Source organism: Acinetobacter colistiniresistens, assembly GCF_000413935.1.
Classification (GTDB): Bacteria; Pseudomonadota; Gammaproteobacteria; order Pseudomonadales; family Moraxellaceae; genus Acinetobacter; species Acinetobacter colistiniresistens.
This window is the reverse complement of sequence record NZ_KE340381.1, coordinates 74,155-100,967: the sequence shown is the minus strand read 5'-3', so window position 1 is coordinate 100,967 and position 26,813 is coordinate 74,155. Positions and strand designations below refer to the sequence as shown.

Here is a 26,813-nt window from a genome sequence, read left to right as displayed (position 1 = left end):
CCGTAGCGAGGTGGTCTTATGCAAACCGCATTACTCAGCAAACAGCAATTGATGCAAACTGCGCAGCAGAATATGAATTTGATCCAAGAGGTCAGTTATACGGATCGACAGAAGTTGGCTTTAACTTGTCGTATTTTATTTGATCATGGCCATGATGCAGGCTTGGCGGGGCAAATTACCTGTCGTGCCGAACAAGAAAATACCTTTATCACACAGCGTTTTGGTTTGGGCTTTGACGAAATTACCGCAGCCAATTTATTGGTGGTCGATCAAGACCTCAAACCTTTAGATCAGCAAGGCATGGCCAACCCAGCCAACCGTTTTCATACTTGGATTTATCAGCAACATCCTGAAGTGAATTGCATCATCCATACTCATCCTACTCATATTGCAGCCTTATCGATGCTACGTGTGCCACTGGCCATTTCGCAAATGGATACCTGTGCCTTGTATGAGGATTGCTCTTTTGTCGGTGAATGGCCGGGGGTGCCAGTCGGCAATGAGGAAGGCATTTTTATTTCCGAAGCTTTAGGAAAAAATCGGGCGGTATTGTTGTCTCATCATGGTCAATTGGTGGCCGGCAAGAGCATTGAAGAAGCCTGTAATTTAGCTCTGCTGATTGAACGTGCTGCACGTTTGCAACTATTAGCGATGTCAGCAGGTCAAATCCAGCCGATTCCACATGAACTGGCAAAAGAAGCACATGACTGGTTGTCTACTGATAAGCGCAACAAAGTCAATTTTGCCTACTACGCACGTAAGGCGTTGAAAAACCATCAAGATTGTATTGAGGAGTAAATCACATGAAAATTGAAGGCATTATTGCTTATCCCGTCACGCCATTTAAAGCGGACGGGCAACAACTTGATCTTGAGGCCCTAACGATCAGTCTAAATGCATTGCTTGAATCACAATGTGATGCAATTGCACCTTTGGGCAGTGCAGGTGAAAGTGCTTATTTGTCGTGGCAAGAGTGGCAACAGGTGGCGCAAACTACCATTGAGGTGGTGAATCAGCGTGTTCCCGTGATTGTTGGAATTTCTGAACTGACCACTGCAATGGCGATCCAAAAAGCCAAGAAAGCAGAGGAATTGGGTGCAGATGTGATTATGGTGATTCCAGTGTCTTATTGGAAACTCACTGATCAAGAAATCTATGATTATTATCAGCAGATTGCTGCATCCGTAAAGTTGCCGATTATGGTCTATAACAATCCAGCCACCAGTGGGATTGATATGTCACCTGAATTGATTGTGAAGATGTTTAACGAGATCGATAATATTTGCATGGTCAAAGATAGTACAGGTGATATTCAGCGCATGCATAAATTTCATGCTTTAACGCAGGGTCAGTTGCCATTTTATAACGGTTCTAATCCCTTAGCATTGGAAGCCTTTTGCGCTGGGGCGGCAGGATGGTGTACGGCAGCGCCGAATTTACTCGGCGATCTGCCAAAGCAATTATATCAAGCGATTCAACAGGGTGATCTGTCAAAGGCGCAGGCGATATTTTATCAGCAATTACCTGTTCTGAGCTTCATTGTCAAAGGGGGCTTACCGAAAACAGTGAAATCGGGACTCAATTTACTGGGCTTCTCGGTTGGTTCACCAAGACCGCCTTTGCAAAGTGCAACAGGGGCTGAAATTGAGCAGTTAAAAGGCTTGATACAAGCGGCTGTAAAATAACTATGTTCAAGTCAGGTCGAGATTGATCGACCTGACTGCACTTGTTGGTGTTCTATAGTTGGGTTTGACGAAATTGGCTCGGTGTTACACCACTCCATTTTTTAAAGGCACGGGCAAAGTTGGCAGGCTGTAGATAGCCTAAGTACAGCGCAATATCCTGTATTTCCATATGATTGTTATGTAGAAGTTTTTGTGCTTCCTGATATCTCATTTCATCTAATAGGCCCAGATAAGAATAACCAGCTTCATCCAGATGTCGTCGTAAGGTGCGACTCGACATATGCATACGTTCCGCAACTTGATCTAGACTTGGATAACCTTTTTGTGGCGTGAGAACTAATTCTGTTTTAACACGTAAGCCAATATCTTGAATGGTTTCGGAAAAGAGGATTTGTTCAGCTTCACATTGCGCTAAAGCCTGTTGAAAAGCAGTGGAATCTGCCATTTTGGTGGCATGGTTGAGTACTGAGCTTGGATAGCGCACTTGATTTTGCGCCTGATTAAAGTGGATCGGGGGAAGTTGCGCTTGAAATCTGGCATGATAGGATGGTTCGGGCCAATCTACCCACAGTTCAACATCGGCAAAACGGTGATCTGTTAAGCTTCGGCCTGTTTGGATAATACCAATCATCAAACATTCATAAAAAAAACGTCTTAGGATCTCTGCCTGTGTAGGGTGCTGACTGACCACGGGATGGGTCTGCTGAATTTGAATAATGGACTGCGGGGCTTGTTCATAACAATCAATTCGGTAATCTTTGAGCCGCATATTAAAAAACTGAGTAGCTAAGCTAATTGCATGGCCCAAGGTTGGGCTACTCATCAGTGCAAAGCCCATGGCGCCATGCGCGGTCAGGCGGAGTTTGAGACCATATTCATATCCAAGCCCACAATCCTGAGCCAAGTTTAAGCTGACCCATGCCAATTTTGACCACTGAATCGGGGTGATACGGGCATCGACATGATGCAGAAGCGCGGCTGGGATTTTGCTTTGATGCAGTATTTCCGAGGCAGAACAACCTTTTTCGACCATGATTTCTAATAATAAATGCGCATAAGAAATCGGGATAGTCGCTTTGGATAAGCCATAGGGATCTTTCATTTCTTGTTTTAATTTGGCCGAAAATGATTAGCAGTATGGCTGAATTACCGCTCACGCTCAAGTTCTCGCTGCTCAATACTGAGGACATTGTATTGAACTGAGTATGGATGATGAGTTTAGCGCCCCCTTTAAAAGATTCCCCAGTTGTGATTACCGGTGCTTCTTCGGGTATTGGAGAAGCACTGGCAAAACAATTTGCAGCACGAGGCTATTCACTTATTTTGGTTGCCCGACGTGTCGATAAATTAGAAGCACTTGCCAGTCATCTACGTGAAAAACATGGAGTAGAGGTTGGTTTACGTCCTTGTGATCTTGCGGATCGCCAAGATAGAACCACTTTCCGCAAAGAGTTAGAGCAGATCAATGTGGCGGTGTTATGCAATAACGCAGGCTTTGCCACTTTCGGGCGTTTGCATGAGTTGGATGCGGATCGGGAGCGTGAACAGACCGAAGTGAATACGGTGGCGGTGCAGGATCTGACTTTAGCGGTATTGCCGAGAATGATTCAGCGTCGAACAGGTGCAATTCTGATTGTGGGTTCGACCTCGGGTCATCAACCGACACCAGCCAACGCAACTTATGCCGCAAGCAAAGCTTTTGCCAACTCTTTTGCCGAATCACTGCATAGTGAGCTGAGCGGCACGGGCGTGAGCTGTACCTTATTGGCACCGGGTCCAACCAAAACAGGGTTCAATGAAGTGGCAGGCATCAGCAAAATTGACGGCATTGGAGGCAATCTAGTCTGGGTGTCGGCAGAACGTGTTGCCAAAGAAGCGATTCAAGGCATGGCTTGCAATCGTCGAATTGTGATTCCTGGATGGCTTGCCCAAGCCCAGACTCTTGGAGGACGCTATACCCCGCGCATCATCCTATTACCGATATTAAAGCAGGTCTTTTCGAGGTTAAAAGCATGAGACAGTTGATAAATGACCTACGCACACCTATTGGTCTCGCCAATTTAGGCAATAAGCTCTATCACAATGCGCAATATTTAACTGCGGTGGTCGAGGTGAATGAAAAGGCGATGGCCCGTTGGTTACCTGCTGGCATGAAGCTGGCCAAACCCGCCAGAGCGGATTTGTTTTGTGCCTATTTTCCAGAAAATGTCTATACGGGGGCGTACCACGAGGCAGGTTTATTTGTGCATATTCAGATCGGCAATAAAACAGGCATCTTTTGCCCGTGGATGATTTTGGATGATGATCGCGCCATGATTATAGGGCGGGAATTGCTGGGCTATCCGAAAAAAATCGGGGAAATCAGTTGGGACAATGATGGTTCACGGATTATCAGCCAAGCATCACGCCGTGGAACGGTCTTGATTGAAATGGAAGCCAAACTGGGTGAGCTAATAAAGGACGCACCCCCCATTTTAGGTTTACCGCATCGCAATATTACAGGCGGTTTAGGCTTAGGTTTACCCCGAGAAGTACGATTCACTCCTAAAGAACATCCTGTTGAAGTACGTCGTGTTGAAATGAAATTACGCTTTACCGGTACGGTGAATGATCCTTTGCATGAAATGGGCTTAGGCACGGTGGTGGATGCACGCTTACATCGGGTGGACTTATCAGGTGGTCTTATTCCACCGATTCAGATTCCACGGTTACGCACCCCATTATTTTTACTGCGCCAATTTAATCCGCGTGTTTTATAGCTGAGGGCGACGTGATGAGTTTTGTTGCTGTTTCTTCAATGCCGATGGTTGTTGACTATCGTCAGGTTTCTGCTTCGATTGAGATCCAAGTACGTAACATGGATTTTTCTTTTTCAGATGAAATTCCAGAATTTTGGTTTCACCAGAATCCTTTACTCACCCTGTTACTGACTGCTTTATCCAGTGCATTTCCTGATGGAGAGCAGCAGTTTATTCATAGCGTGCGGCTTTATCAATCACAGATCAAAGATCCTGTCTTACTGAAACAAGTGCGTGCCTTTATTGGTCAAGAAGCACATCACGGTAAAGAACATGATGGATTGAATGCCATGATGTTGAAAAAGGGTTATCCAGTCGATCGAATTTATAAGCGATTTAAAAAGATGAATCGTTTGATGCAAACACAATTTTCTCCTGCGCATCAGTTGGCGTGTACGGTATGCATGGAGCATCTAACGGCAATTCTTGCAGATTATTTTATCGCGACTGCACCTGAAGATTTGGCTTTATTTAATGCGCAGGTGAGAAAAATCTGGGCATGGCATGCCATTGAAGAAACCGAACACAAAGCGGTGGCCTTTGATGTGTATCAAAGTTTGGTCAATCGACCTTATTTCCTAAGGTTGGTGATGCTGGAAACAACACTTTCTTTTGTGATGATCACCACCCGCGGAACCATCGAGCTGTTGCAACATTCAGGCAAACAAGGCGATTTAAAAGGGCTATATCAAGGGCTTCATTATCTGTTTGGACGAAAAGGTTTAATCAGAAGGATAAGCAGGCCATACCTCGACTTTTTCTCAGCAGATTTTCATCCTTGGCAGCATGACAACCGTGATCAAGTGAATCGGCTTAAACAGCAATATTTAGCATGAGCTTCTGGCAGCGCACTGGGTCAGACCAGCATCGTACTGCTTAGCTATAGATTAATAATTTAGGAACAATGAAAATGACAGTATCAGTATCCTCAAATTCTGCTTTACAACAACCATTGCAGTTGGCATGTGGCATCAGTGTCCCAAACCGAATTGCAAAGTCGGCCATGAGTGAACAATTGGCAGATCGACATGGCTCGCCCACCACAGATATACAGCAGCTTTATGCCGCATGGGCCAGAGGTGGAACAGGTCTGTTAATCACTGGCAATGTGATGATTGATCATCGTGCCTTTGTTGAGCCACGAAATGTGGTGTTGGAAGACGAGCAATTCTTGCAAGCGCATAAACTTTGGGCCCAAGCAGCACAGGCCAATGGCAGCAAGATTATTATGCAAATTAACCACCCCGGTCGTGTTGCGGTTTTACCCTTATTAAAAAAGCCGATCGCACCCTCAGCGGTGGGGCTGGATTTGCCTGCAATGAATCTGATTCGCGTGCCACGTGCGATGTCTGAAACAGAAATACTGGAACAAATTCAGCGTTTTGCAACGACGGCAGCACTTGCTGTGAAAGCAGGTTTTGATGGGGTACAAGTCCATGCCGCCCATGGCTATTTGTTGTCGCAATTCTTATCCCCTTTGGCGAATACCCGTAGCGATCAATGGGGTGGAAGCCCAGAAAATCGCCGCCGTATTTTGATTGAAACGGTTCTGGCTGTGCGTCAAGTCATTGGTAAAAATAAAATTATCAGTGTCAAACTGAATTCTGCCGATTTCCAAAAAGGGGGCTTGAGTCAGGAAGAATCTGTGCAGATTGCCTTGGCCTTGGAAGCTGAAGGGATTGATTTACTGGAAGTGTCAGGTGGGAATTATGAGTCACCCGCTCAACTGGGATATGCACCTGAGCGTCAGGCTCAGCGTGATGCCTACTTTCTTGATTATGCCAGCGCTTTGCGCCAACACAGCAGATTACCCTTGATGCTCACGGGTGGGCTACGCAATGTCGAGCTGATGAATCGTATTGTGGCTGATGGCACTGTAGATGTAGTGGGACTTGCTCGACCATTTGCTTTACAGCCTGATCTAGCCAAGCAGCTCTTGGCAGGAAAATCAGTTGCAGAAGCTGCAAAAATTCCAGCACTTGGCTATAAGCCCGTCGATGCCTATCTTCAACTGGCTTGGCATGCCGCTCAATTCCGTCGTATCAGTAATGGACAAAAACCGAAAGCGATTAAAGGGCTGATCCGAACCGTATTGGCTTTTGGTCCGCGTATGGGATTCAATATTTTGACACAGGATTAGTGATCAAAGTCTTTTGGACAAGGAGCTAACTTATGAACGGTTTAATTAAGGAAACCCATTCAATTATTCCTCGACGCCCTGTATTTGATTTTGCAGCAACACCGAGCCACTGGATTTATGACGATCCTTTGGCATCGCAGATGCTCAATGTGATTAATCCGATTACACCTGCACCAGAACGCTGGTTCTGTCAGACCTTCAGAGATGCGCTGCCTTTCGTTCAAGATCAACAATTAAAAGCAGCTGTGATGGCTTTTATTAAACAGGAAGGGGCACATAGTTATGGACATACCTTGGGCACGCGGCATATCGAAGCATTAGGGATTGATTTAAGCCAGTATAGCAAAATGATGAGCTGGATCTTTAATGACCTACTTGGCTCTAAACCCTTGGGTTATGAATTAAAGCAAGCTCGATTAAAATCCATGTGGCTAAACACACGCCTTGCCATGGTCGCAGCGGCAGAGCATTTAACCGGTGTGCTGGGGCATTGGGTACTCAATGCTGAGGGACTACAGCAAGCACCTGTTGATCAACAAATGTTGCGTTTATTGCAATGGCATGGTGCAGAAGAAGTCGAACATCGTGAAGTGGCCGACGCGATGTTTCGGCACTTGAGTAATAATCTTGTATTAAGAGCAGGCGCGGCGGTTTTTACTTTTCCTTTATTTATTGTCTTGGCCTATATTGCTGTGGAAACCCTCGTCGCAAAAGATCCTCAATTACCGCATCGTTTTCGCTATAAAGATTATTTCCGTGCGGCGAGACAGGATCGTGTACCTCAAGCAAGCTATATTGTGCGTGCCTGTTTACGCTATTTTAACCCGAAGCATAGTCCATTAAATGAAGGCTCAACAGCACAAGCACTGGCTTATTTAAACAATATGCCTGAGTTTAAGCTGACTTAGCCGATAAATCTTATTTCAATTTAGGCGATGCCTGCCATCATCATTTGAATCGCGGCATCGCTATATTTTTTGAGCACATCAGAATCAGCAGGTGCGGATAAGAACTTAAATGCACCCGCGATAATCATCCCGACGATGGCATGTCCGGTCATTTCGGTATCCAGATCCGCTTTTAAATAACCGCATTTCACGCCATTTTTTAAATAGTCTGCGGTAAGTAAGCCACCGAGGTGTAGCAGGTTATGCACCTGTGCTGTCATTTCTTTATCAATTGAAGTGGCTTCGAGCAGAATTAAGCGCACAGCGCGTGGATTATCTTTGGCAAATTCCTGAAATTTACTGGAAATCCTTTCACATTGCGTTCGATAGGCGTCTAAGGTCGATACTGCATCTGGCGCATTTTCATCGGCCAATAAAGCTGTAATTTTAAACATGGTATCGACAATGACTTTGTCCAGAATATCTCTTTTATTCTCAAAATGACGATAGAAAGTGCCATGACCAATCCCCAGTCTTTTGGCAATGTCAGAGATCGCAGTTTGATGATAACCGCGTTCAGAAAATTCCAAAAAAGCAGCTTCAATAATTTCTGCTTGTAATTGAATACGTTGGCGTTCAGCACGCGAGAGAGTTGTTTGATCATTCATGCTAAAAATTTTATCAGAACTTTATCGGAAATACGATAAAACAAAATTTAAGAAAATTGACACATCATTCCGTAAATGACATTATGTTCCGAATTGGTGATTTTTTGACTAATAAAAGGAACTGCACATGGGAATAAAATACAGTTTTTTAAACAAAGTTGTACTCATCACAGGTGGTGGACGAGGGATTGGCTTAGCCACAGCCGTTGCCTTTAGAAAACTCGGTGCCAAAGTGGCGATTGGTGATATTGATCTAGAGTTGGCGCAACAAGCCGCCATCAAAGTGCAAGGCTTTGGCGGCTATTTGGATGTACGGTCACAGAACTCATTTCATGACTTGATTGTGCAGATTGAAAAGCAATTGGGCCCCGTAGATATCTTGGTCAATAACGCTGGCATTATGCCAATGGGGGCGATGGTCGAGGAAAGCCAAGCCATCACTGATGCGCAAATTGATATCAACTTACGTGGTGTGATTCATGGCATGAAAGCGGTATTGCCCAAAATGCTGGAGCGACAAACGGGGCATATCGTCAATGTCGCTTCTCTGGCAGGTAAATATCCGATTCCGGGTGCCAGTATTTATTGTGCAACTAAATTTGCAGTGGTTGGGCTCACTGCTTCAATGCAACAGGAACTCAGAGACACGCCGATTGGTTTATCAGCAGTGTTACCGTCCAAGGTCTTAACTGAATTGTCCTCTGGAACAGGAGACAGTTTGCCGATTCCGACCGTAGAACCGCAAGATGTAGCGAATGCGATTATCAAAGTAGTAGCGCATAATCTGGCTGAAGTTGCGGTGCCGAATTATTTAACCCATAGTCCGAAAGCCTATGGATTAGTACCGCATTGGTTGAATACAGGGTTTCGTAAATTCATCGGGGATGATCGAATTTTAAAAGGTCTTGATCAGAATGATCGAAAGTCCTATACCCAGCGTTTAAACCAATTGGCGCAATCAAAATAAGGATAAGCACTTATGGCTCAAATAGAAAAATTTCATGTGGTGATTATCGGGGCTGGCTTTGCAGGGATTGGCGCCGCGATCAAATTACAACAAGCGGGTTTCACGGATTTTGTGGTCTTGGAAAAAGCCGATGAAATTGGTGGTGTCTGGCGTGCCAATACCTATCCGGGGTGTGCTTGTGATGTGCCATCAGCGTTGTATTCCTATTCTTTTGCACCGAATCCACAATGGAGTCGGGTGTTTGCACAGCAGCAAGAAATTAAGACCTATATACAAAATGTTGCACAGCAATTTGATGTGAAAAAGTATGTACGTTTTGGCTATGAAATGCTGGAAAGTGCTTGGGATGATCAGGCCAAATATTGGGTGGTGAAAACCAATCAAGGTTTCATCCACGCCCGTTTTGCAATTATGGCGGGTGGGCCAATGCATCAGCCTGTATTGCCGAAAATTAAAGGTTTGGAGACCTTTAAAGGGGTTCAGTTCCACTCGGCAGAATGGAATCATGATGTTGACTTAAATGGAAAAAAAGTTGCCGTTGTCGGTGCAGGCGCTTCGGCAATTCAGTTTGTACCTGAGATTCAAGCTCAAGTGGAGAAACTCACTTTATTGCAGCGTACCCCACAATGGGTATTGCCAAAAATGGATCAAAGCCTACCCAAGCTTGCGCAGGCACTGTTTAAAGTACTTCCCATCACACAGCGTTTAACCCGTTATGGGGTTTATGGCGTATTTGAATCGTTAAATTCCAGTATGCACCATCCAAAATTGGTCAGCCAGATTGAACGCTTAGCCAAATTGAATATTCGTTTAGGGGTGAAAGATCCCGAGTTACGAGCAAAACTGCTGCCTGATTTTACCATTGGCTGCAAACGCGTCTTACAGTCTAATCAATGGTATCCCGCATTGGCAAAGCCGAATGTCGAGGTGTTGCGCTGTGGGGTAGAAGAAGTGCGTGGCAATACGCTAATCGCCAGTGATGGATCGCAACATGAGGTCGATGCGATTATTTTTGGTACAGGTTTTGAAGTGAGTAATCCACCGATTGCCAAGCAGATTCGCAATAAGCATGGCAAAAGTATGGACGAAGTCTGGCAGGGCAGTGCTAAAGGTTATCTCGGCACCGTGGTTGAAGGCTGTCCAAATGCCTTTGTGATGTTTGGTCCTAATATTGCCGTGAGTTCATCTGCACTGATTATCATTGAGGCGCAATTGGCGTATATCTTGGACATGCTGAAGAAGGTACAGACGCAGCAGATTGAAACCATTGAAATTCGTGCTGAGGTATTGGAACAGTACAATGATGAAATCCAAGCAGCATTAAAAAATACGGTCTGGAATACTGGTGGATGCAGCAGCTATTTTATCGATCGTAATGGACGTAACAGTACTTTATGGCCGTGGACGACTTTTGAAATGCGATCTCGCTTAGCGCATTGTGATCTTAATGATTATGTACTTGGCTTTGCTGAGTCTGAAACTGATCAAAAAGCCAGTTAAATGATGACATCGATGATGTCATGAATAGGAGCACATGATGCAGCAAAAAATAATGGAAACAGGTCTGAAAATAGGTTTACGACTGAGTTTTAAACTGGCCAGTGGTTTGGCTTTGCCTTTTCCAGTTTTGCGTACTGCCATGGAAGTCGGCTCAACTATTTTTAAACCTAGAGCCGATGTTTGGGTCAAACAGATTAAATTGAGAGATGCACTGGACCAACGTATTGTGTTCGCCGAAGTGGCAACACCTGAAAATGAAGCACAAGGGGTACTCTTACACTGTCATGGTGGGGCATTCTTTGCAGGTTCGTCTCGAACACATCGCGCTTTATCGACCGAGTTCGCTGCACGGGGCGGGGTAAAAGTGTATATGCTGGATTATCGACGTGCGCCTGAACATCCTTACCCAGCGGCATTGGAGGATGTGAAGTCGGTCTATCAACATTTATTGAATGATGGCTGGAAACCTGAACAGATTATTTTAGGCGGAGACTCTGGTGGTTGTGCTTTGGCCTTAGCTTTAGCCGTTGAACTGAAATCGGTAGGAGATGCTTTACCTGCTGGAATTGTGATGATCTCGCCTTATGTCGATATCAGCTTAAGTTCGGCTTCTGTTTATAACAATGCCAAACGAGATCCAATGATTCGCGCCTATGCCTTAAAACGTGGTGGGGATGGATATCGCGGGCAATTAGCATGTAATGATCCACGTATTTCGCCTATTTTTGCTGATTTAAGCGGTCTTCCACCGATGTTGATTCAAGCCGGCAGTGAGGAAATCTTGGTCGATGATGCGAGCCATTTAGCTGAGCGTGCCCAGCAATCGGGTGTGCAGGTGAGTCTGCATGTTTATGAAAATATGTGGCATAACTTCCAGATGTTTAATCGCTTTATTCACAAGTCTGAACAGGCCCTAGATGAAATTGGGAGCTTTATTCAGAAGGTCTTAATCAAGGAGAAATAATGGTTTAGCTTTTAACTTAAATTTTTAACAACGGTTCATTTTAATTTTAAAGCCTATATTTTTGATTGAGATTAAAGCCATCATCATTTTAAAAATAAAAACAAGCATGTCACTCGAACAGATTTAAAACGCATCACTTTACTGCACATTTTTATTCAGGCCAACGCTTAAACATGTTGCTTATTTGAGAACATATATAGTGTTTCAAGAATAGCCTAAGCTACCCTTGAAACATCCTATCGTTATTGTTGTGCGAGACCTCCACCCAAGACTTTATAGAGTTCAATCTGATTGTTGAGCCGTGCCTGTTCTAGCACTAGTAAACTTTGCTCAGCCGCATAATGAGCGCGTTGTGCATCCAAGACACTTAAATAGCTATCAATCCCTGCACGAAAACGGGTGTTTGAGAGCCGATAGGTGGTTTGTGTCGCATTGACCAAACGCCGTTGTGCTGAAATCCGTTCATCCATATAGGCATGTGTGGCAAGGCTGTCATTGACTTCTCTAAATGCCGATTGAATGGATTTTTCATAATTCGACAGCGCAATTTGCTGCTCGATTTTTGAAATTTTAAGATTGGCCTGACGGGTGCCCCAGTCAAAGATTGGCAGATCCAGACTAGGGCTAATCGACCAAACCGCATGACCTGATTTAAACAGATCACTGAGTTGAGTCGATGCATAGCCTGCTGAACCCGTTAAACGAATGCTGGGAAATAGTGCCGCTTTGGCAACCGAAATATTGGCACCTGCTTCGTGCAATTGATATTCAGCCAGTTTGAGGTCAGGGCGGTTATTCAGTAAATCACTGCTTAAACCTGTGCTTAAAACTGCGTTAGTGCTGATGTTTTGAACCGGTTGTTGTGGCAAGAGATGCACTGGAAGCGGCTGACCGACCAACAAGTTAAGTAAGTTCTGTGCCTGTGCAAGCTGAGTTTGAGAGTTGGCCACATCATGACGTGCAGTTTCGACCGATATCTGTGCCTGACGCAAGGGAATTTCACTGTCCGTGCCAGCATTGAAACGCTTTTGATTGAGCTGGTAAGCATTCAATTGTGCCGCAAGGGTTTGTTGAGCAAGTTTGAGCTGCGCATTGCTAAAGGCATAATCTAACCATGCTTGGCTGACTTGACTGACCAAACTGATTTGCATGGCATCACGCGCACTTTGGGTTGCTAAATAACGATCCAGTGCTGCTTCTTTCAGATTGCGAACCCGTCCCCAAAAATCCAGTTCATAAGCGGTAAGGCCTAAGCCGACTTGAATGCTTGAACTGGGATTGTTGGGGTTAAGTGTCGGGGAGACTTGGCGAAGTAGCTCTGCACGACCAGCAATCATCGGAAACTGATCATTTTTCCTGATCTGATAGTATTGCTGTGCCCGTTGAATATTCAGGCTTGCGCTACGTAAATCACGATTATGACTGAGGGCTAGTTCAATCACGTGCACTAAACGTGGATCGGCAAGAAACTGTTGATAGCCTTGGGATGCAATGGAATTGCCTTGAATCGAATAGTCATAACTGTTCGGAATATCGGCACTGACGATGGGTGGTGGTGGTTGAAGGTTTTGGCAACCACTGAGTGACAGAGCCAAAGCCGCCATGATGAGTCCAGTGCTTATCATCGGCTTAGATGAATGATGCTGAGAGGTTCTGGCTAAGGCTTGATTGTTATTCATGCTTGAGACTCCATCGCATCAATTTTCTGCAGTTCCTGTACACGGGCAGAACTTTGATTATGTTGACGTGCCAGTAGGCTATAAATGGTGGGCAATACAAACAGGGTAAAGAAGGTACCAATCAACATGCCGCACACGATCACGACACCAAGACCAAAACGGCTATGTGCACCTGCACCAGTGGCAAACAGCAGTGGAACAAGACCAAATACCATCGCTGCCGTGGTCATCAGAATCGGGCGTAAGCGAATTTGTGCTGCTTTGAGAATGGCGGCACGTTTATCCAACCCTTCATGTAGTTGCAATTCATTGGCAAATTCAACCATGAGAATGCCATGTTTACTAATCAGACCAATCAGGGTCACCAGACCAATTTGGGTGTAGATATTGACAGTGGCATAACCTAAAGCCAAAGGAATCAAAGCACCGCAAATCGACAGGGGCACGGTAATTAAGATAATGAACGGGTCGACCAGACTTTCATATTGCGCGGCCAAGACCAGATAAATCACCACCAATGCAGCCAAAAATGCAAATAACAAGGTATTGCCTTCCTGCATATATTGACGGGCATCGGCTTGCCAGTCATGACTGAAACCTGTGGGCAACTCGGCTGTGACTTGTTCAAGGAAGGCCAAGGCTTGACCGAGTGAAACCCCAGGTGCAGGAATGGCTTGGAAGGTTGCTGCATTTTGTTGGTTAAACTGGGTCAGCTTATTCGGTTCAACGGTTTCATTTAAATGTACAACTGTAGATAGGGGAATCAGTATTCCTTGATCGGTGCGTACAAATTGCTGGGTCAATGCTTGCGCAGTCAGACGCTGGTTTTTGATACTTTGCGGAATCACGTCATAAGCACGGCCCAGCATACTGAAACGATTGACATAGTTTTCACCCACGAGCGTGGCGAGCGCTTCGCCAATATCCTGCATCCGAATGCCCAAGCTATTGGCCTTGGCACGATCGACTTCAATTTTCAGCATCGGATTATTGAAATCCAGATCACTGTCTACCACCACAAACAGACCACTTTCACGGGCTTTTTGTTTGATATTTTCCATGGTTTGATAAATGGTGGCATAGTCTTGCGCACTACGCAGCACCATCTGAATAGGCAGCCCACCTGTTGAACCGGGCAAGGCTGGATTTTGGAAGACAAAAATACTGCTTCCTTCTACAGCGCCCACCTTGCTTTGTAGTTCCTGTTGAATCTCATCTGCAGAACGGTTACGTTCAGCCCAAGTGGATAAGGTCGTGCCGCCAAAACTGGCTGCTGGGCCATCGGTTCCATTAATAATCCAAGTGGTACTGGTTTCAGGTAGCGTCCAGAACACTTTATCCAATTCAGCATTGAAATGTTCGGCGTAGTTCAGGTTGGCATGCTGAGGTGCTTTAATTGCAGTGAGGACACTGGCTTGATCTTCCAGTGGCGCCAACTCTTTCTGTGGCAGTTGGTAGAGCAGAGGCAGGCTGGCAAAAACAGCAACGGCAAAGACCACGGTAATCCAGCGATGCTGCAATGAAAATTGCAATAGGTTATGGTACGCGTGGGTCAAGCGTTCAAAAAACCATTCTGCGGCTTTGGCCATGCGGCCTTCGTCCTGCTTGGATTGCAGCAGATAGGAACTCATGACTGGGGAGAGCGTCAGGGCAATAAGTCCAGAAACCAGAACAGCACCTGCGAGTGTTAAGGCAAACTCCTTAAATAATGAACCCGTTAGTCCGCCCATCAGACCAATTGGTGCATAGACGGCAGCAAGAGTAATGGTCATGGCGATCACGGGACCTGCCACTTCGCGTGCACCCACCAGTGCGGCAGCAATAGGTGACAAGCCTTCTTCAATATGACGGTGTACATTCTCCACCACCACAATCGCATCATCCACCACCAATCCAATTGCCAGTACCATCGCCAATAAGGTCAGTAAGTTAATACTAAAGCCAAAAATCAGCATCAAGCCTAAAGCGCCAAGCATTGACAGTGGAATTGTCACCACAGGAATCAAGACACTACGCAGCGAACCAAGACAGAGATAGATCACAGCAATGACAATAATCAGGGCTTCGATAAAGGTATGCAGCACTTCATCAATCGAAGCATCAATAAAACGTGCCGTTTCATAAGCCAGATTGGCTTTGACACTAGGGGGTAAGGTTTTCTGGATCTCAGGTAATTTATCTTTGATGCCTTGTACAATCACCAGTGGATTGCCTGTTGGGGTGGCCTGTAAACCAATGAAAATTGCAGCTTGACCATCCATAGAGGCACTGGTTTCGGTGGATGCTGCACCAAGTTCTACCGTGGCGACATCCTGCAAACGAATCAGGTTCTGACCATCATTGCGAATGACCAGATTTTTAAAATCCTGAATACTGGTCAGCTCGGTTGACACATTGACATTGGAAACCACCAATTCACCTTTGATTTGACCAGGCGCGGCTTGGTAATTATTTTGACGAATCGCATTGGCGACATCGGCCGCAGTGACCCCCCGACTGGCCAAGCGGTCTGCATCTAGCCAGATCCGCATCGCCAGACGCTGGCTGCCGTAGGTTTGTACTTTTGCCACACCTTCAATGGTGGATAGCATCGGTTCAACCACTCGGGACAGATAGTCCGTCAGCTCGGGCATAGACAGCTGTTCACTGGAAAAGCCGATATAGGCCACATCGGTTGACTCACCAGAGGAGCGTTCAATCACAGGGTCGAATGCCTGTTCGGGCAATTTGTAGCGAACTTGATTGACCTTAGCCATGACCTCGGTCAGGGCTTGAGTGGAATCTCGGTTGAGTTGCATACGCAAGGTAATCACGCTGCGACCTTGTACTGAGGACGAACTGAGGTAATCAATGCCTTCAACCGAAGAGACTGCTTGGGCAATCGGTTGTGTGACAAAACCTTGCATCAGCTCAGCCGAAGCACCCGGATATTCGGTGCTGATACTGATGGTTGAACTTTCCAGTAAGGGATACTGGCGAATTGGCAATTTATTCAGGGAGAATAGACCCGCCAACAAAATTAGGGTACTGACCACCAGTGCCAGTACTGGGCGTTTTACAAAAAGATCGGTAAATTTCATCTGTACGTCCCCTTACACTTTGGCTTTGCTTGGGGAGGAGGGCGACTGCTGCAAGGTATTTTCTGTGGGTTCAACCTGCATACCATCACTGAGTCGAACTTGACCTGAAACCACCACTTGGTCACCTGCTTTTAGACCAGACTGCACTTCAACCCAACCTTGATGGCGTTCACCGAGTTCGACCGCAACACGCTGAACTGTCAAACTGTTATGGTCATTTTTAACCAGAAACACGGTATTGCCATAGGCGGTATAAGTAATCGCTGTTTCAGGGATCACCAGACTCGGTAAATTGGCTTCCTGTATTTCCAGTTTTGCGTACATGCCTGGTTTTAGCTGTTGATGCTGATTATTGAGCAGTGCCTGTCCCATCATGGTTCTGGATTTACTCACCATCGGATCAATCGCACTCACCACGGCAGAAAAACTTTGTTCAGGAAAGGCATCTATTTTCAGTTGTACCGCTTGGCCTACTTTTAATCGTGCCACCAGTTGTTCATCCAATGTGAAATTGGCAAGCAGTTGTTGGGTGTCGACCAGATTGGCAATACTACTACCTGCTTCCAGATATTGCCCTTGATGTACTTGGCGAATTCCGATCACACCAGAAAAGGGCGCGCGAATGGATTTTTGTTGGATCAGGGCTTGCAGTTGCTGGATTTCAGCACGGGTCATATCTCGATCGGCCAATGCCGTATCCATTTCCGCACGTGAAATGGCATTGCTATCAATCAGTTGTTGGGTGCGGTGATAGGCCATTTCGGCCTGTTTGAGTTTGGCTTGTAGCCGCCCTAAATTGCCTTGCTCGACATTGGTTTTTAGTTGAACCAGTAATTGTCCCTTTTTGACGTATTGTCCTGATTGAAAATAAATCTGTTCAGTCACGCCTGTGGTTTCTGCAGACACTTGTACTTGCCGTACTGCTTCTAACTCACCAATACTGGATAGAATACGGGGCGTGAGTTGTTGTTTGACGGTAGTCAGCGCGACCTTGACCGGTGGATAGCGATAGCTGGAAGCATTTTCTGCTGTGCGGGATTTAAAATAAAAATAAGCAGCTACAGCAATAACGATTAAAATGCTGGTGATCAGCACGATACGCAGTTTGGTTTTCATGCGATTACTCCAACGTCTTGAAGCTGTTGACGAAAATGGCTGGCAATCGCAATACCGATTAAGCCCCCAATCACCGAAATATGTTCAAGTGCAAAATACAGCGAGATGTTTGCCTGTGCCCCTGACATATTCCAAAACGTATGCACAATCACGATGGTCAGTGCTAAAAAGATAGACAGTAGTGCTGCGCCTAACCAAAGATGACGATCAAACAAAATGCTATAAGCACCCGCCAGTAAAATCAGTGCAGATGCATAATTAAACAGCCATGCAGGTTCTAAACCTGCCGCTTGCATTTCTTGAAAGCCTGCGTTGACATCAAGCACTTTGCTAAGCCCTGAGCTAAAAAATAACAGTGCCATACAACACCGACTAATGCGCCATAACCATTGGCTTTCCAAACTTGATTTAATGAAGTACGGCATAGGCGTATTTCCTGAATAGATTCAGACTGACTGCTGAAAAACATTAAAAATGAATTGCTTAATTGCATTGAGTAATGCAGTGCCAAGCAGTCTAAAACCTCAAGTTATATTGAGGTCAATGGGTTGTATTGGAAAATTAAAACGTGGAAAAGGAGATGTTGAAAATGAGATCGCGCGTAATTGATGTGGATTTATTTATTTGTTTTTTTTAATTTTTATTCTTACTCTTTTAGCATAATGTTCGGGATCAAATTGACAAATCACGTTGCTGTGAACTATAAAACCTAAAGTAATCTTGAGATATTCATCCATGACACTCGAACGAAAAATTGATATCAATCGAATGCTAACCGTTGGGGAAGTGGCCAAACGGAGTGGTATCGCGGTTTCTACCCTACATTTTTATGAAGCCAAAGGACTGATTAAAAGTATTCGCACCAATGGCAATCAACGTCGTTATCCTTTGGCTGTGCTGCGCTATATCGGAATTATTAAAGTCGCGCAAAAAGTTGGCATTTCATTGGAGGAGATTAAAAAAGCGTTGAGTGTCTACCCGATAGGCAGTAAGTTAACGGCTGAGCAGTGGGCAGAATTATCGACCTGTTGGCGTAAGGACTTGGATGAGCGGATTCAGAAGTTGACTCGTTTAAGGGATGAAATGGATTGGTGCATTGGCTGTGGTTGTTTGTCTCTGGAGCAATGTCGTTTGCGTAATCCAGAAGATATTCTGGCAGAAGAGGGTTCGGGTCCGCGTATTTTAGAGCGGGAATGAGATTGATTATTCGCCTAAATCGGATAGCACTTAAATACATCACTGGATTTAATAGGATTAGATGAAATAAATCCAACAAGAAATGTGACGTAAATTGTCATAAAAAGACGGTTCTGTATGGACAGTAACACGATATTTTGAGTAAAATGCGCTAAATTTAAGTAGATAATCTATAAAAAAAGATGGCGAATAATATCTTTCAAGCTCTAGAGAGTTTGGGCCTGACAGCGCAAAAGCGTGCGATTCACGCCCAATTTTCCAACACATCTTTAAATAATCAAGTTTTCTTACAACGTATTGATGGTCTGCATCAGCTCAATCATGGTATTGATCTACAATTACTCTGTCTTTCGACCAATGCGGTCATTCCTTTAAAAAGTTTTATTGGCAGTCAGGTGGCCATTGATATCGTGACCGATAAAGCGGAGCTGACACGTATCTCAGGTATTATTACCCACGCTGATATTGGGGCCAGTGATGGTTCGCTGACCATTTATCGTTTAGGTGTACAAGACCCGACCGCCTTGTGGAAGCATCGTCGTAACAGCCGTGTTTTTATGGCGAAATCTGTCGTGGATGTTGTGCAGACTATTTTTTCTGAATGGCAGCAACGGAGTCCCTTATTTGCTTCCAGTCTGACTCTCGATAAAAGCGGACTTACTCAGGACTACGATGTCAGGCCGTTCATCATGCAACATAATGAACGGGATTTCGACTTTATTCAAAGGCTTTTGGCTTCGGAAGGCATTAGCACTTTAATTGATGAAGCACAGCTGAAAGTATCCAGTTCAAGTGAACAGATTCAGCCGCAGAAACTCAGACTCATTGATGACAATAATCAATATCAGGCCCTAGAGCGCCGTAATATTCGTTTTCATCGTAGTAGTGCGACTGAAATACAAGATAGCATCACTGCATTTGTGGCACAGCGTTCCCTGCAACCAAGTGCGGTACATGTACAGCGTTGGCAAGCGGATGCTTTAGAACAAGAAGAAGGGGCTGGCAGTGTTCAGAGTAAACATTATCAGAGCGATCAACACGATAACCAACAGCTTGCTTTAGAACAGGCGTGGCATTTTTCACCTGCCTGGATTCAGGATTTAAAAGGCGAGGATGGCGCGACCAAAGCGGGCAATGCTCAAATTGAAAAACTGAATCAGAACCTGAGCCAGTATTATGATTCGCAAGCCAAGCAGTTTGTTGCGACATCGACTGTTCGCGATACTCCAGTGGGCTATTGGTTTGAACTGAATGAACATCCTGAAATTGATCAGCATGATGGTGCAGATAAAGAGTTTCTAATCAGTTCAAAAACGTTCTATAACCAAAATAATCTACCTAAAGATTTAACGGATCAAGTCGCAGCTTTGCTTCAACAAAGCAATTGGCAAAGCAGCCCTTTTCAGCATGCGGTTTCGGATGAACGCCAAGCCAATCAATTGATATTACAACGACGCAATATTGGTCTGGTGCCTGAATATAACCCGTTACAACATCGACCTGCGGCACATCCGCAACGCGCCAAAGTGGTGGGGCCAAGCGGTGACGAAATTTATGTGGATGAATGGGGACGGATTAAAGTTCGCTTCCTGTTTACCCGAGCAGATGACCACAGTCATGATGGTGGTGCAGGTGCTAATGACAACGATACCGATTCTGCTTGGGTCGATGTATTAACGCCGTGGGCAGGTGAGGGCTACGGTGCACGATTCTTGCCTAGGATTGGTGAAATCGTGGTGATTGATTTCTTTGATGGCGATATTGACCGTCCTTATGTGCTTGGGCGGATTCATGAAGCACAGCGCAGCCCGACCAAGTTTGACCATGCAGGTATGTTGCCTGATACCAAAAAACTGGCAGGCATCAAATCCAAAGAATATCAAGGTGAAGGCTTTAACCAACTTCGTTTTGATGACACTACGGGGCAGATCAGTGCACAACTACAAAGCAGCCATGCTGCCACTCAACTGAATCTTGGTAAACTCAGCCATCCCAAAGATAAAGCTGAAAGTGAAGATCGTGGTGAAGGTTTTGAATTGCGCACAGACCAATGGGGTGCAGTGCGTGCAGGGCAAGGCTTATTGCTTAGTACACAAAAGCAGGATCAGGCGCAAGGTGAGCATCTTGATGCAGAACCCGCCAAGCAACAGCTAGAATGCAATCAGAACAATGCCAAGGCTTTAAGTGAAGTTGCCAAGAATCAACAAACGGATGAAATTGAATCTTTAGAACAGTTAAAACAATTTGCAGAACAGATTGAGGCAAAGATTGCCAAATTTAATAAAGCGTTGTTGTTACTTCATTCGCCTGCAGGCATTGGTTTAAGCAGTAATGAAGATATTCATGTGTCTGCAGATGGGCAAATCAATCAGATTGCAGGCGATAGTATTAACCTGAGTACGCAAAAGAATCTAGTTGCCCATGTACAGAACAGGGTCAGCCTGTTTGCAGCACAGAATGGCATCAAGCAGGTGGCTGCCAAAGGTAAGTTTGAAGTGCATGCTCAATCGGATGGAATAGATTTGCTCGCCAAGCAAGGGATTCAGATCATTTTGAACCGTACCGGGTTTGTCGGAGAGTCAATATTCTGAGAGACTATCCCGATGACAAAACCAAACTATACCCCCGAAATTAGAGAAAGAGCGGTTCAATTACTAATTGAATCTGAAAAAGATTATCCTTCTACTTGGGCAGCAATCACAGCTATTGCTCCTAAAATCGGTTGTACTCCTGAAACATTGCGTGTTTGGTATTTAAAGCATCTGGATCAACTAAATCCTGCCAAAGTACAACAGATATCTGACCAAGAAAAAATGAAGCAAATGGAACGTGAAATTAAAGAATTAAAACGTGCCAATGAAATTCTACGTAAAGCAGCCGCTTTTTTCGCCCAGGCGGAGCTCGACCGCCCACACAAATAATGGTGGATTTTATCCATAACAATAAAGATCGATATGGTGTTGAAGCGATTTGTAGAATTTTACCGATTGCACCTTCAACCTATTACCGAACTTTAGATCTCACTGACAATCCAGAACATCGAGCGAAACGAGATCTACATGATGAGTATCATGCTGAACAAATTAAACGAATTTGGAAAGAAAGTTCAGGTCGATATGGTGTACGTAAAGTTTGGCAAAAATTGAAACGTGAGGGTTATGTTATTGCACGTTGTACAGTTGCTCGATTGATGCAAAAGCTAGGTATACAAGGTGTTTGGCGTGGTAAGAATAAACAAACCACCCGTAACCGAGATGACCAAAAACGGGCAGATGATTTAGTGAAACGTAATTTTAATGCTGATCATCCAAACCAACTATGGGTGGGTGACTTTACGTATATTCAAACTCATTCAGGCTGGGTATATACCGCATTTGTTATTGATGTGTTCTCACGAGCAATTGTTGGATGGAAAGTATCTACACGGATGAATACAGATATGGTGCTTGATGCATTAGAGCAAGCATTGCATGATCGAGGCATGCCAAAGAATGTGATTCATCATTCCGACAGAGGTGTGCAATATCTTTCCATTCGCTATACCAATCGTTTAGAAGCAGCAAATTTACGAGCATCAGTCGGTACAACGGGTGATTCATACGATAATGCTCTGGCTGAAACGGTGAATGGCTTATACAAAACAGAGGTGATTGAATATTTAAAAGCAGATTGGCAAGGTTTAGCAGATGTACAACTTGCGACACTAAACTGGGTAGATTGGTTCAATAAAAAGCGTGTACACAGTGCACTGGGTTATGTATCGCCTTTTGAGTTTGAAGCAATGTACTATGATAAGATTAACCCGTTAGGTCAGGTGGCTTAACTTAAATAAAAAAGTCTCCGACAAACCCGGTACGGTTCATTTCGACCGAAGATCGCATTGAGATCACCAGCCCTAAAGAAATTGTATTTACCGCGCAAGGTTCGCAACTCAAGCTGAATGGTTCAGGGATTTTTCCGACCACAGGTGGAAAGTTTGAGGTGAAAGCGGGGCAGCATTTATTTATGGGGGGGGCGAAAGCTAATTCAGTATTGCCTCATTTACCTATGATGAATCTAAAACCTGATGATTTAGTTCTGGAATATTTACATAGTGATGGTTCACCTGTTAAAGGTGCTGATTTTGAAGTTTTACTTTCAGATGGATCTATACGAAAAGGAAAATTAGATGCATTAGGTAAAGCTGTGGTGAGTGGCGTTCCAGCAGGTAAAGCCAAAATACAGTATGGAGAAGACCAAAGTAAGGATGAATATCCGTCTGCAGAAGTTGATGATTGGTTTTTAGATTCTGATTCAGATAGTAGTAAAGAATAAAAACGAGAGAAGAAAATGCCAAATCCTCAAAACCAACAATTCTGGAATCAAATAGCTAAACGTTCTACTGAAATTCAGAAAGAATTTTGGTATGGAGCAGAAAAATTAGCCAAATACTTGAACGATAATCCTGCTCAATATAGTCGCTATATGGCATATGACACTAGTAAACCTGATCCTAAGTGGCCTTGGTGGAAAACAGCGTTATTTTATATTGGACAGTCTCAATATAACCAGAGCGTGACAAGTTACAATAGTAGCCAAATTATTTTAGAAAAGAGTAGTTGGCTATGGGGGATGTTACAAGGGGATTTTAATAAAAGTCCGTCGATGTCTCAGTTAATAGTTGGTGGCTTAATCAGTTTAATTCCTGTTGTTGATCAGGTATGTGATGTTCGTGATTTAATTGCGAATAGTATTACCTTATCTGATGAAAAAAGTAGAAACACTGAGAACTATATGGCACTTGCACTTACTTCTATTGGAGTGATTCCAGAGGTAGGTTCTGCTATTAAGTCTGTTGTTCAGTTAAGGAAAGCAAAGGATTTCTCCAAAATAAAGTTATTTAAAACTATGGAGCACTATGAAGAGCTACTTAGTAAATTTAAGGTGAATTGTCCTTGGGGCAAAGCACCAGAGGCATGGTTAAGATCTAAGCCTTGGAAGGCGATGGCAACTAGAGCCTACAATGCATTAAAAAATAATATCAATCGTATTTTGACCGTGATTAATGAGTGCTTAAAGAAATTTAATGGTGCTTTAAGAAATGCCTTGGTTCGATTCCAAGCAACCCTGAACCACATTCTTAAAACGATTAAGCAGTATATTGATAAGCTATGTGATGAAGTAGAAAGAGCAATGGCAAGTATCTTACCTCAGCCACCACTAGCGATGGCAGGGGCTGGAAATGCAGGTAGACATAATACTCCAACAGGGCGTTATGAGACGAATGTTGGTTCAGGTAAGAAAACGGAAACAACTCATCGACAAAAGAAAGAAGCACCACCGCCTCCAAGAAAAATGAAACCTAAGCATGTAGTAGAACCATGTTTGGAGCCTAAAAAAGGGTTGAAAAATAGTTGGGGGAAAAAGACTGGTAAATCACAAACAGAATTAGATGCTGAGTTTGATCGTCAATTAAAACGGCAAGAAGAAGGATTAAATCGACTTACAGTAGATGAATATGAAAAAAATCGTGATATTTATAAAAAGTATAAAAGGGCGGGTACAGGTCCAGAACAGCAGAAAATCCGTGAGGATATGCGTAGACAATTAAGGGCCTCTGAAATGGGTAAATTAGCAAAAGAACAACCTGGATTATCTCCTGCAAAAATGAGAACCTTAGCAGAAGATAATGCTAATAAGACTCTTGAGGGATTGGATGTATTACATAATCCAGATATGCAATTAGGCGGTTTTGATGTCAAATATGACCCGAAAAATCCACCAACACTGGACGATTTTGGATATGGAGGTGTAAACCGTTCAATTGGATCGCAAATGAATGCTCATAAGCGTCTAGCAAGCATGGATGCTGCTGCGGCACAAGCTAAAGCCAAAGGAATGGGTAAAGATGCTATGGATGTTGAATTAAAGCGTTGTAAATAAGAGAGCTTAATAATATGTTACACCCTGATTATGAAAAAGATTTTAGAGAGATGTTTGGTGAGCCAATTGATAAAGTTGAGGTAACAGATGAGCTTATAAAAAAATATCGTGGCAAACTACCTGAAAGTATCTTGGAGCAGTGGCGAGTTATTGGTTTTGCTGGGTATTTAAATGGACTCTATTGGATTACAAATCCTGATGATTATGAAGAAGTCATTTATGATTGGTTGGAAGATACACCTTTAGTCGATGATGATGTTTATTATGTATTGGCACGCTCAGCTTTTGGTGAATTATTACTCTGGGGCGAAAATAATTTTTATAGATATTATATAAAGCCGATTGAAGGTATTTTACATGATACCGAGGAAAAAACGGAAACCGCAGAATTCTATGGGGATCTATTTTTTTTCTATTCAGATAAAGACTCATTAGATCATATTGATAAAAATGGGAAAAAGTTATTTGATCGTGCGGTGAAAAAACTTGGTGTTTTAAAGGCAGATGAAATGTATACTTTTGAGCCTGCACTTGCTTTAGGTGGTGAAGAGTCTTTAAGCCATTTGGCAAAAGTTAATTTACCAGTCCACATGAAATTATTAAAGCAGGTAACGCCACTTCATCTAAGAGATTTTGGAGATCTTTCTACTGCACTCTATGGCGTTTCATACAATGTTGACGAATTAGTAAGTCAAGATTCTATAAAGCAGGAATCGGTAAAAGCAGGGGAAATTTGTCCAAAATCAGGATATTGGTTTACTGTTTCTCAGGAAAATTCTCGCCGATACTTTAAACAAGGAGATGTGTTGCCTGAAATTAAAAATCAGGATTGGGGCGAAGTATATTGGCAGTTTGATTGTGAGTAATGATCATAATTAATAGATAAAATACATGAAAAATCCTATTACTTTTATTTCTGGATGCGCTATTAGTGCCCATAGATTCTGTTTATCAGCAAATATTGATGAATTGGATACATGGGATCGGTTTAGTAAAACAATTATTTATAAACATTTAGAACAGCAAAACTGGTCATGTTTGAATTTGGAAGGATGGAAAGTTATTTCAGTTGCTTACCAAAATAGAGAGGGTGAACCTTCCATTATTTCGCTTGATCAAGAGGGGGATGTAGGGATATTTCAACAAAATAATAATGAGCATCAAGAAATTAGATATAAATTAGAGGAAAAAATTTATGGGCAATTTAATCATATTCGTGTAATCAATGGTGATCTTTATGCTTGTGGAGATGGAAGTCAAGTTTATAAGAATAACCAAAATGAATGGAAATCTATTGGAGTAGGATTAGAAGAAGACCCAATTGAATTGAAAAATCCAGATTTATCCTTTTTAGAATATGAAAATGATTTATCTTTTAATAGATGTTTTTATGATATAAATGGTTTTAATAACAGTAACTTATATGTGTGTGGTACACAGGGTGATGATGGCTTTATCGCATTCTTTAATGGTTTTGAATGGCTGGAAGTAAAAAGAATTACTCCGTCCTCTTTACACCGAATTACATTATGTCCTGATGGAAAAAATATCTTAATTTCCGGCCAATACGGCACACTTTTGAAAGGCAATATAGACGATGGATTTAAAAATCTAAAAAATATAAGTATAAATTCAACTTTTTATAATGCAGCATTTTATCAAGAGGCTATATATAGCTTCAGAGCAGGGACTATATGTATATGCAGATTCTGATTATTCCATCGTTCCTGAGTTAAGTGATATACAAGGGGTCATCTCTGTTGAGGAAAAAGATGGAGTTCTTTGGGTACTTAGCTATAAGCAATTGATTCGATTTGATGGAAAAACATGGGATAGAATTAATCATCCAGATAATGATGAAATACAATATGGGCAATTAAAATGTAGAGTTGGAGAAATCTGCCCTAGGTCAGGAGATTGGTGGAGTCCAGCAATTAATATGGAAAAACGTCATTTTGATCAAGGTGAAACAATGCCTGAAATTCCGAATAATCCTTGGGGTGAAACCATTTGGTATTTAGATATAGAGAGCAATGATTGAATCATTTGAGAAAAAGCCATCCTCATTTGGATGGTTTTTTTAATTCTACTAAGTAATCTAAGAATATGGTGGAGGAACCAGTTCAATTAGTTAACAAATGAATATTCATAAGCATCTAAGTAAAAGGAATGTAGACATATTGTCATAGCAAAAGAGGCAGACAATAAGG

22 protein-coding genes, 2 pseudogenes and 1 other annotated feature are annotated in these 26,813 nt (G+C 43.4%); of the genes and pseudogenes, 18 read left to right on the top strand and 6 right to left on the bottom strand.

Annotated elements, in window-relative coordinates; all coding sequences use genetic code 11:
• Window positions 1–18 precede the first annotated feature (18 nt).
• Both F907_RS04965 and F907_RS04970 read left to right on the top strand, forming a co-directional pair.
• The gene (locus tag F907_RS04965) at window positions 19–798 is read left to right on the top strand and encodes an aldolase (protein ID WP_005273522.1); all 780 of its coding nucleotides are present in this window, start codon (window positions 19–21) and stop codon (window positions 796–798) included.
• A gap of 5 nt (window positions 799–803) precedes the next feature.
• Window positions 804–1,685, top strand: coding sequence for a dihydrodipicolinate synthase family protein (locus F907_RS04970; RefSeq protein ID WP_016652814.1), 882 nt, complete (start codon window positions 804–806; stop codon window positions 1,683–1,685).
• A gap of 52 nt (window positions 1,686–1,737) precedes the next feature.
• Here the strand turns inward: F907_RS04970 and F907_RS04975 are convergent, their stop codons facing one another.
• A complete protein-coding gene (locus tag F907_RS04975) occupies window positions 1,738–2,787 on the bottom strand; it encodes an AraC family transcriptional regulator (protein ID WP_016652813.1) in 1,050 nt (349 codons plus the stop codon).
• Between the two features lie 110 nt (window positions 2,788–2,897).
• Here F907_RS04975 and F907_RS04980 point away from each other — a divergent pair, with 110 nt between their 5' ends.
• From F907_RS04980 to F907_RS05000, 5 genes are all read left to right on the top strand, one after another.
• The gene (locus tag F907_RS04980; protein ID WP_016652812.1) at window positions 2,898–3,701 is read left to right on the top strand and encodes an SDR family NAD(P)-dependent oxidoreductase; all 804 of its coding nucleotides are present in this window, start codon (window positions 2,898–2,900) and stop codon (window positions 3,699–3,701) included.
• Window positions 3,698–4,444, top strand: coding sequence for an acetoacetate decarboxylase family protein (locus F907_RS04985; RefSeq protein ID WP_016652811.1), 747 nt, complete (start codon window positions 3,698–3,700; stop codon window positions 4,442–4,444). The genes F907_RS04980 and F907_RS04985 overlap by 4 nt, the downstream gene beginning before the upstream one ends.
• A 14-nt stretch (window positions 4,445–4,458) precedes the next feature.
• A complete protein-coding gene (locus F907_RS04990) occupies window positions 4,459–5,319 on the top strand; it encodes a metal-dependent hydrolase (protein ID WP_016652810.1) in 861 nt (286 codons plus the stop codon).
• Between the two features lie 74 nt (window positions 5,320–5,393).
• Window positions 5,394–6,623 (top strand): NADH:flavin oxidoreductase/NADH oxidase family protein, encoded by a 1,230-nt coding sequence (locus F907_RS04995; RefSeq protein ID WP_016652809.1) that lies wholly within the window; start codon window positions 5,394–5,396, stop codon window positions 6,621–6,623.
• A 32-nt stretch (window positions 6,624–6,655) separates the two neighbouring features.
• Window positions 6,656–7,531 (top strand): metal-dependent hydrolase, encoded by an 876-nt coding sequence (locus tag F907_RS05000; RefSeq protein ID WP_016652808.1) that lies wholly within the window; start codon window positions 6,656–6,658, stop codon window positions 7,529–7,531.
• A 20-nt stretch (window positions 7,532–7,551) separates the two neighbouring features.
• On the opposite strand, the gene F907_RS05005 is transcribed toward F907_RS05000, so the two are convergent.
• A complete protein-coding gene (locus F907_RS05005) occupies window positions 7,552–8,178 on the bottom strand; it encodes a TetR/AcrR family transcriptional regulator (protein WP_016652807.1) in 627 nt (208 codons plus the stop codon).
• A 127-nt stretch (window positions 8,179–8,305) separates the two neighbouring features.
• Here F907_RS05005 and F907_RS05010 point away from each other — a divergent pair, with 127 nt between their 5' ends.
• The 3 genes from F907_RS05010 to F907_RS05020 are packed head-to-tail and all read left to right on the top strand — an operon-like array spanning window position 8,306 to window position 11,609.
• Window positions 8,306–9,145 carry an SDR family oxidoreductase gene (locus F907_RS05010; protein ID WP_016652806.1) on the top strand — a complete coding sequence of 280 codons (840 nt, stop codon included), beginning with the start codon at window positions 8,306–8,308 and terminating at the stop codon, window positions 9,143–9,145.
• 12 nt (window positions 9,146–9,157) lie between these two features.
• Window positions 9,158–10,645 carry a flavin-containing monooxygenase gene (locus tag F907_RS05015; protein WP_016652805.1) on the top strand — a complete coding sequence of 496 codons (1,488 nt, stop codon included), beginning with the start codon at window positions 9,158–9,160 and terminating at the stop codon, window positions 10,643–10,645.
• 37 nt (window positions 10,646–10,682) lie between these two features.
• On the top strand, window positions 10,683–11,609 hold the full coding sequence (locus F907_RS05020) for an alpha/beta hydrolase (RefSeq protein WP_016652804.1): 927 nt from the start codon (window positions 10,683–10,685) through the stop codon (window positions 11,607–11,609).
• Window positions 11,610–11,851: 242 nt separating this feature from the next.
• Here the strand turns inward: F907_RS05020 and adeC are convergent, their stop codons facing one another.
• The 4 genes from adeC to F907_RS05040 are packed head-to-tail and all read right to left on the bottom strand — an operon-like array spanning window position 11,852 to window position 17,909.
• Window positions 11,852–13,288: an AdeC/AdeK/OprM family multidrug efflux complex outer membrane factor gene (gene adeC / locus F907_RS05025; protein ID WP_016652803.1), complete on the bottom strand. Its 1,437-nt coding sequence runs from the start codon at window positions 13,286–13,288 to the stop codon at window positions 11,852–11,854.
• The gene (locus F907_RS05030; RefSeq protein ID WP_016652802.1) at window positions 13,285–16,368 is read right to left on the bottom strand and encodes a MexW/MexI family multidrug efflux RND transporter permease subunit; all 3,084 of its coding nucleotides are present in this window, start codon (window positions 16,366–16,368) and stop codon (window positions 13,285–13,287) included. Before F907_RS05030 ends, adeC begins: the two co-directional genes overlap by 4 nt.
• 12 nt (window positions 16,369–16,380) lie before the next feature.
• Window positions 16,381–17,484 carry an efflux RND transporter periplasmic adaptor subunit gene (locus tag F907_RS05035; protein WP_016652801.1) on the bottom strand — a complete coding sequence of 368 codons (1,104 nt, stop codon included), beginning with the start codon at window positions 17,482–17,484 and terminating at the stop codon, window positions 16,381–16,383.
• On the bottom strand, window positions 17,481–17,909 hold the full coding sequence (locus tag F907_RS05040) for a DoxX family protein (protein ID WP_016652800.1): 429 nt from the start codon (window positions 17,907–17,909) through the stop codon (window positions 17,481–17,483). The genes F907_RS05035 and F907_RS05040 overlap by 4 nt, the downstream gene beginning before the upstream one ends.
• A 310-nt stretch (window positions 17,910–18,219) precedes the next feature.
• On the opposite strand from F907_RS05040, the gene soxR reads away from it, so the two are divergent.
• The 8 genes and pseudogenes from soxR to F907_RS19280 form a co-directional block, all read left to right on the top strand.
• Window positions 18,220–18,681 carry a redox-sensitive transcriptional activator SoxR gene (gene soxR, locus F907_RS05045; protein WP_016652799.1) on the top strand — a complete coding sequence of 154 codons (462 nt, stop codon included), beginning with the start codon at window positions 18,220–18,222 and terminating at the stop codon, window positions 18,679–18,681.
• A gap of 182 nt (window positions 18,682–18,863) precedes the next feature.
• Window positions 18,864–21,272 carry a type VI secretion system Vgr family protein gene (locus tag F907_RS05050; protein ID WP_016652798.1) on the top strand — a complete coding sequence of 803 codons (2,409 nt, stop codon included), beginning with the start codon at window positions 18,864–18,866 and terminating at the stop codon, window positions 21,270–21,272.
• 12 nt (window positions 21,273–21,284) lie between these two features.
• Window positions 21,285–22,504 (top strand): IS3-like element ISAba19 family transposase gene (locus F907_RS05060; RefSeq protein ID WP_087486619.1). Its coding sequence is split into 2 segments (ribosomal slippage): window positions 21,285–21,561 and window positions 21,561–22,504, totalling 1,221 coding nucleotides; the frame shifts between segments, so codons are not numbered across the junction.
• Window positions 21,560–21,676: a sequence feature (AL1L pseudoknot), on the top strand. (Overlaps the previous gene by 117 nt.)
• 29 nt (window positions 22,505–22,533) lie before the next feature.
• Window positions 22,534–22,995 (top strand): annotated as a pseudogene (locus tag F907_RS05065) (DUF2345 domain-containing protein); the annotation flags it as partial.
• A gap of 15 nt (window positions 22,996–23,010) precedes the next feature.
• Window positions 23,011–24,603, top strand: a complete 1,593-nt coding sequence (gene tafE, locus F907_RS05070; protein ID WP_016652796.1) for a type VI secretion system effector DNase TafE — start codon at window positions 23,011–23,013, stop codon at window positions 24,601–24,603.
• 14 nt (window positions 24,604–24,617) lie between these two features.
• Complete coding sequence (locus F907_RS05075) at window positions 24,618–25,469, top strand: type VI secretion system immunity protein, TaeI family (RefSeq protein ID WP_016652795.1); 852 nt, start codon at window positions 24,618–24,620, stop codon at window positions 25,467–25,469.
• A gap of 25 nt (window positions 25,470–25,494) precedes the next feature.
• Window positions 25,495–26,316, top strand: a complete 822-nt coding sequence (locus F907_RS0118110) for a hypothetical protein (RefSeq protein WP_016652794.1) — start codon at window positions 25,495–25,497, stop codon at window positions 26,314–26,316.
• Between the two features lie 169 nt (window positions 26,317–26,485).
• Window positions 26,486–26,644, top strand: a pseudogene (locus tag F907_RS19280) (hypothetical protein); the annotation flags it as partial.
• Window positions 26,645–26,813 lie beyond the last annotated feature (169 nt).

Excerpts from the sequence above, each read along its gene's own strand:
- F907_RS04965 (WP_005273522.1), top strand. The coding sequence starts at position 19 with ATGCAAACCGCATTACTCAGCAAACAGCAATTGATGCAAACTGCGCAG.
- F907_RS04970 (WP_016652814.1), top strand. The coding sequence starts at position 804 with ATGAAAATTGAAGGCATTATTGCTTATCCCGTCACGCCATTTAAAGCG.
- F907_RS04975 (WP_016652813.1), bottom strand. The coding sequence starts at position 2,787 with ATGAAAGATCCCTATGGCTTATCCAAAGCGACTATCCCGATTTCTTAT.
- F907_RS04980 (WP_016652812.1), top strand. The coding sequence starts at position 2,898 with ATGAGTTTAGCGCCCCCTTTAAAAGATTCCCCAGTTGTGATTACCGGT.
- F907_RS04985 (WP_016652811.1), top strand. The coding sequence starts at position 3,698 with ATGAGACAGTTGATAAATGACCTACGCACACCTATTGGTCTCGCCAAT.
- F907_RS04990 (WP_016652810.1), top strand. The coding sequence starts at position 4,459 with ATGAGTTTTGTTGCTGTTTCTTCAATGCCGATGGTTGTTGACTATCGT.
- F907_RS04995 (WP_016652809.1), top strand. The coding sequence starts at position 5,394 with ATGACAGTATCAGTATCCTCAAATTCTGCTTTACAACAACCATTGCAG.
- F907_RS05000 (WP_016652808.1), top strand. The coding sequence starts at position 6,656 with ATGAACGGTTTAATTAAGGAAACCCATTCAATTATTCCTCGACGCCCT.
- F907_RS05005 (WP_016652807.1), bottom strand. The coding sequence starts at position 8,178 with ATGAATGATCAAACAACTCTCTCGCGTGCTGAACGCCAACGTATTCAA.
- F907_RS05010 (WP_016652806.1), top strand. The coding sequence starts at position 8,306 with ATGGGAATAAAATACAGTTTTTTAAACAAAGTTGTACTCATCACAGGT.
- F907_RS05015 (WP_016652805.1), top strand. The coding sequence starts at position 9,158 with ATGGCTCAAATAGAAAAATTTCATGTGGTGATTATCGGGGCTGGCTTT.
- F907_RS05020 (WP_016652804.1), top strand. The coding sequence starts at position 10,683 with ATGCAGCAAAAAATAATGGAAACAGGTCTGAAAATAGGTTTACGACTG.
- adeC (WP_016652803.1), bottom strand. The coding sequence starts at position 13,288 with ATGAATAACAATCAAGCCTTAGCCAGAACCTCTCAGCATCATTCATCT.
- F907_RS05030 (WP_016652802.1), bottom strand. The coding sequence starts at position 16,368 with ATGAAATTTACCGATCTTTTTGTAAAACGCCCAGTACTGGCACTGGTG.
- F907_RS05035 (WP_016652801.1), bottom strand. The coding sequence starts at position 17,484 with ATGAAAACCAAACTGCGTATCGTGCTGATCACCAGCATTTTAATCGTT.
- F907_RS05040 (WP_016652800.1), bottom strand. The coding sequence starts at position 17,909 with ATGCCGTACTTCATTAAATCAAGTTTGGAAAGCCAATGGTTATGGCGC.
- soxR (WP_016652799.1), top strand. The coding sequence starts at position 18,220 with ATGACACTCGAACGAAAAATTGATATCAATCGAATGCTAACCGTTGGG.
- F907_RS05050 (WP_016652798.1), top strand. The coding sequence starts at position 18,864 with ATGGCGAATAATATCTTTCAAGCTCTAGAGAGTTTGGGCCTGACAGCG.
- tafE (WP_016652796.1), top strand. The coding sequence starts at position 23,011 with ATGCCAAATCCTCAAAACCAACAATTCTGGAATCAAATAGCTAAACGT.
- F907_RS05075 (WP_016652795.1), top strand. The coding sequence starts at position 24,618 with ATGTTACACCCTGATTATGAAAAAGATTTTAGAGAGATGTTTGGTGAG.
- F907_RS0118110 (WP_016652794.1), top strand. The coding sequence starts at position 25,495 with ATGAAAAATCCTATTACTTTTATTTCTGGATGCGCTATTAGTGCCCAT.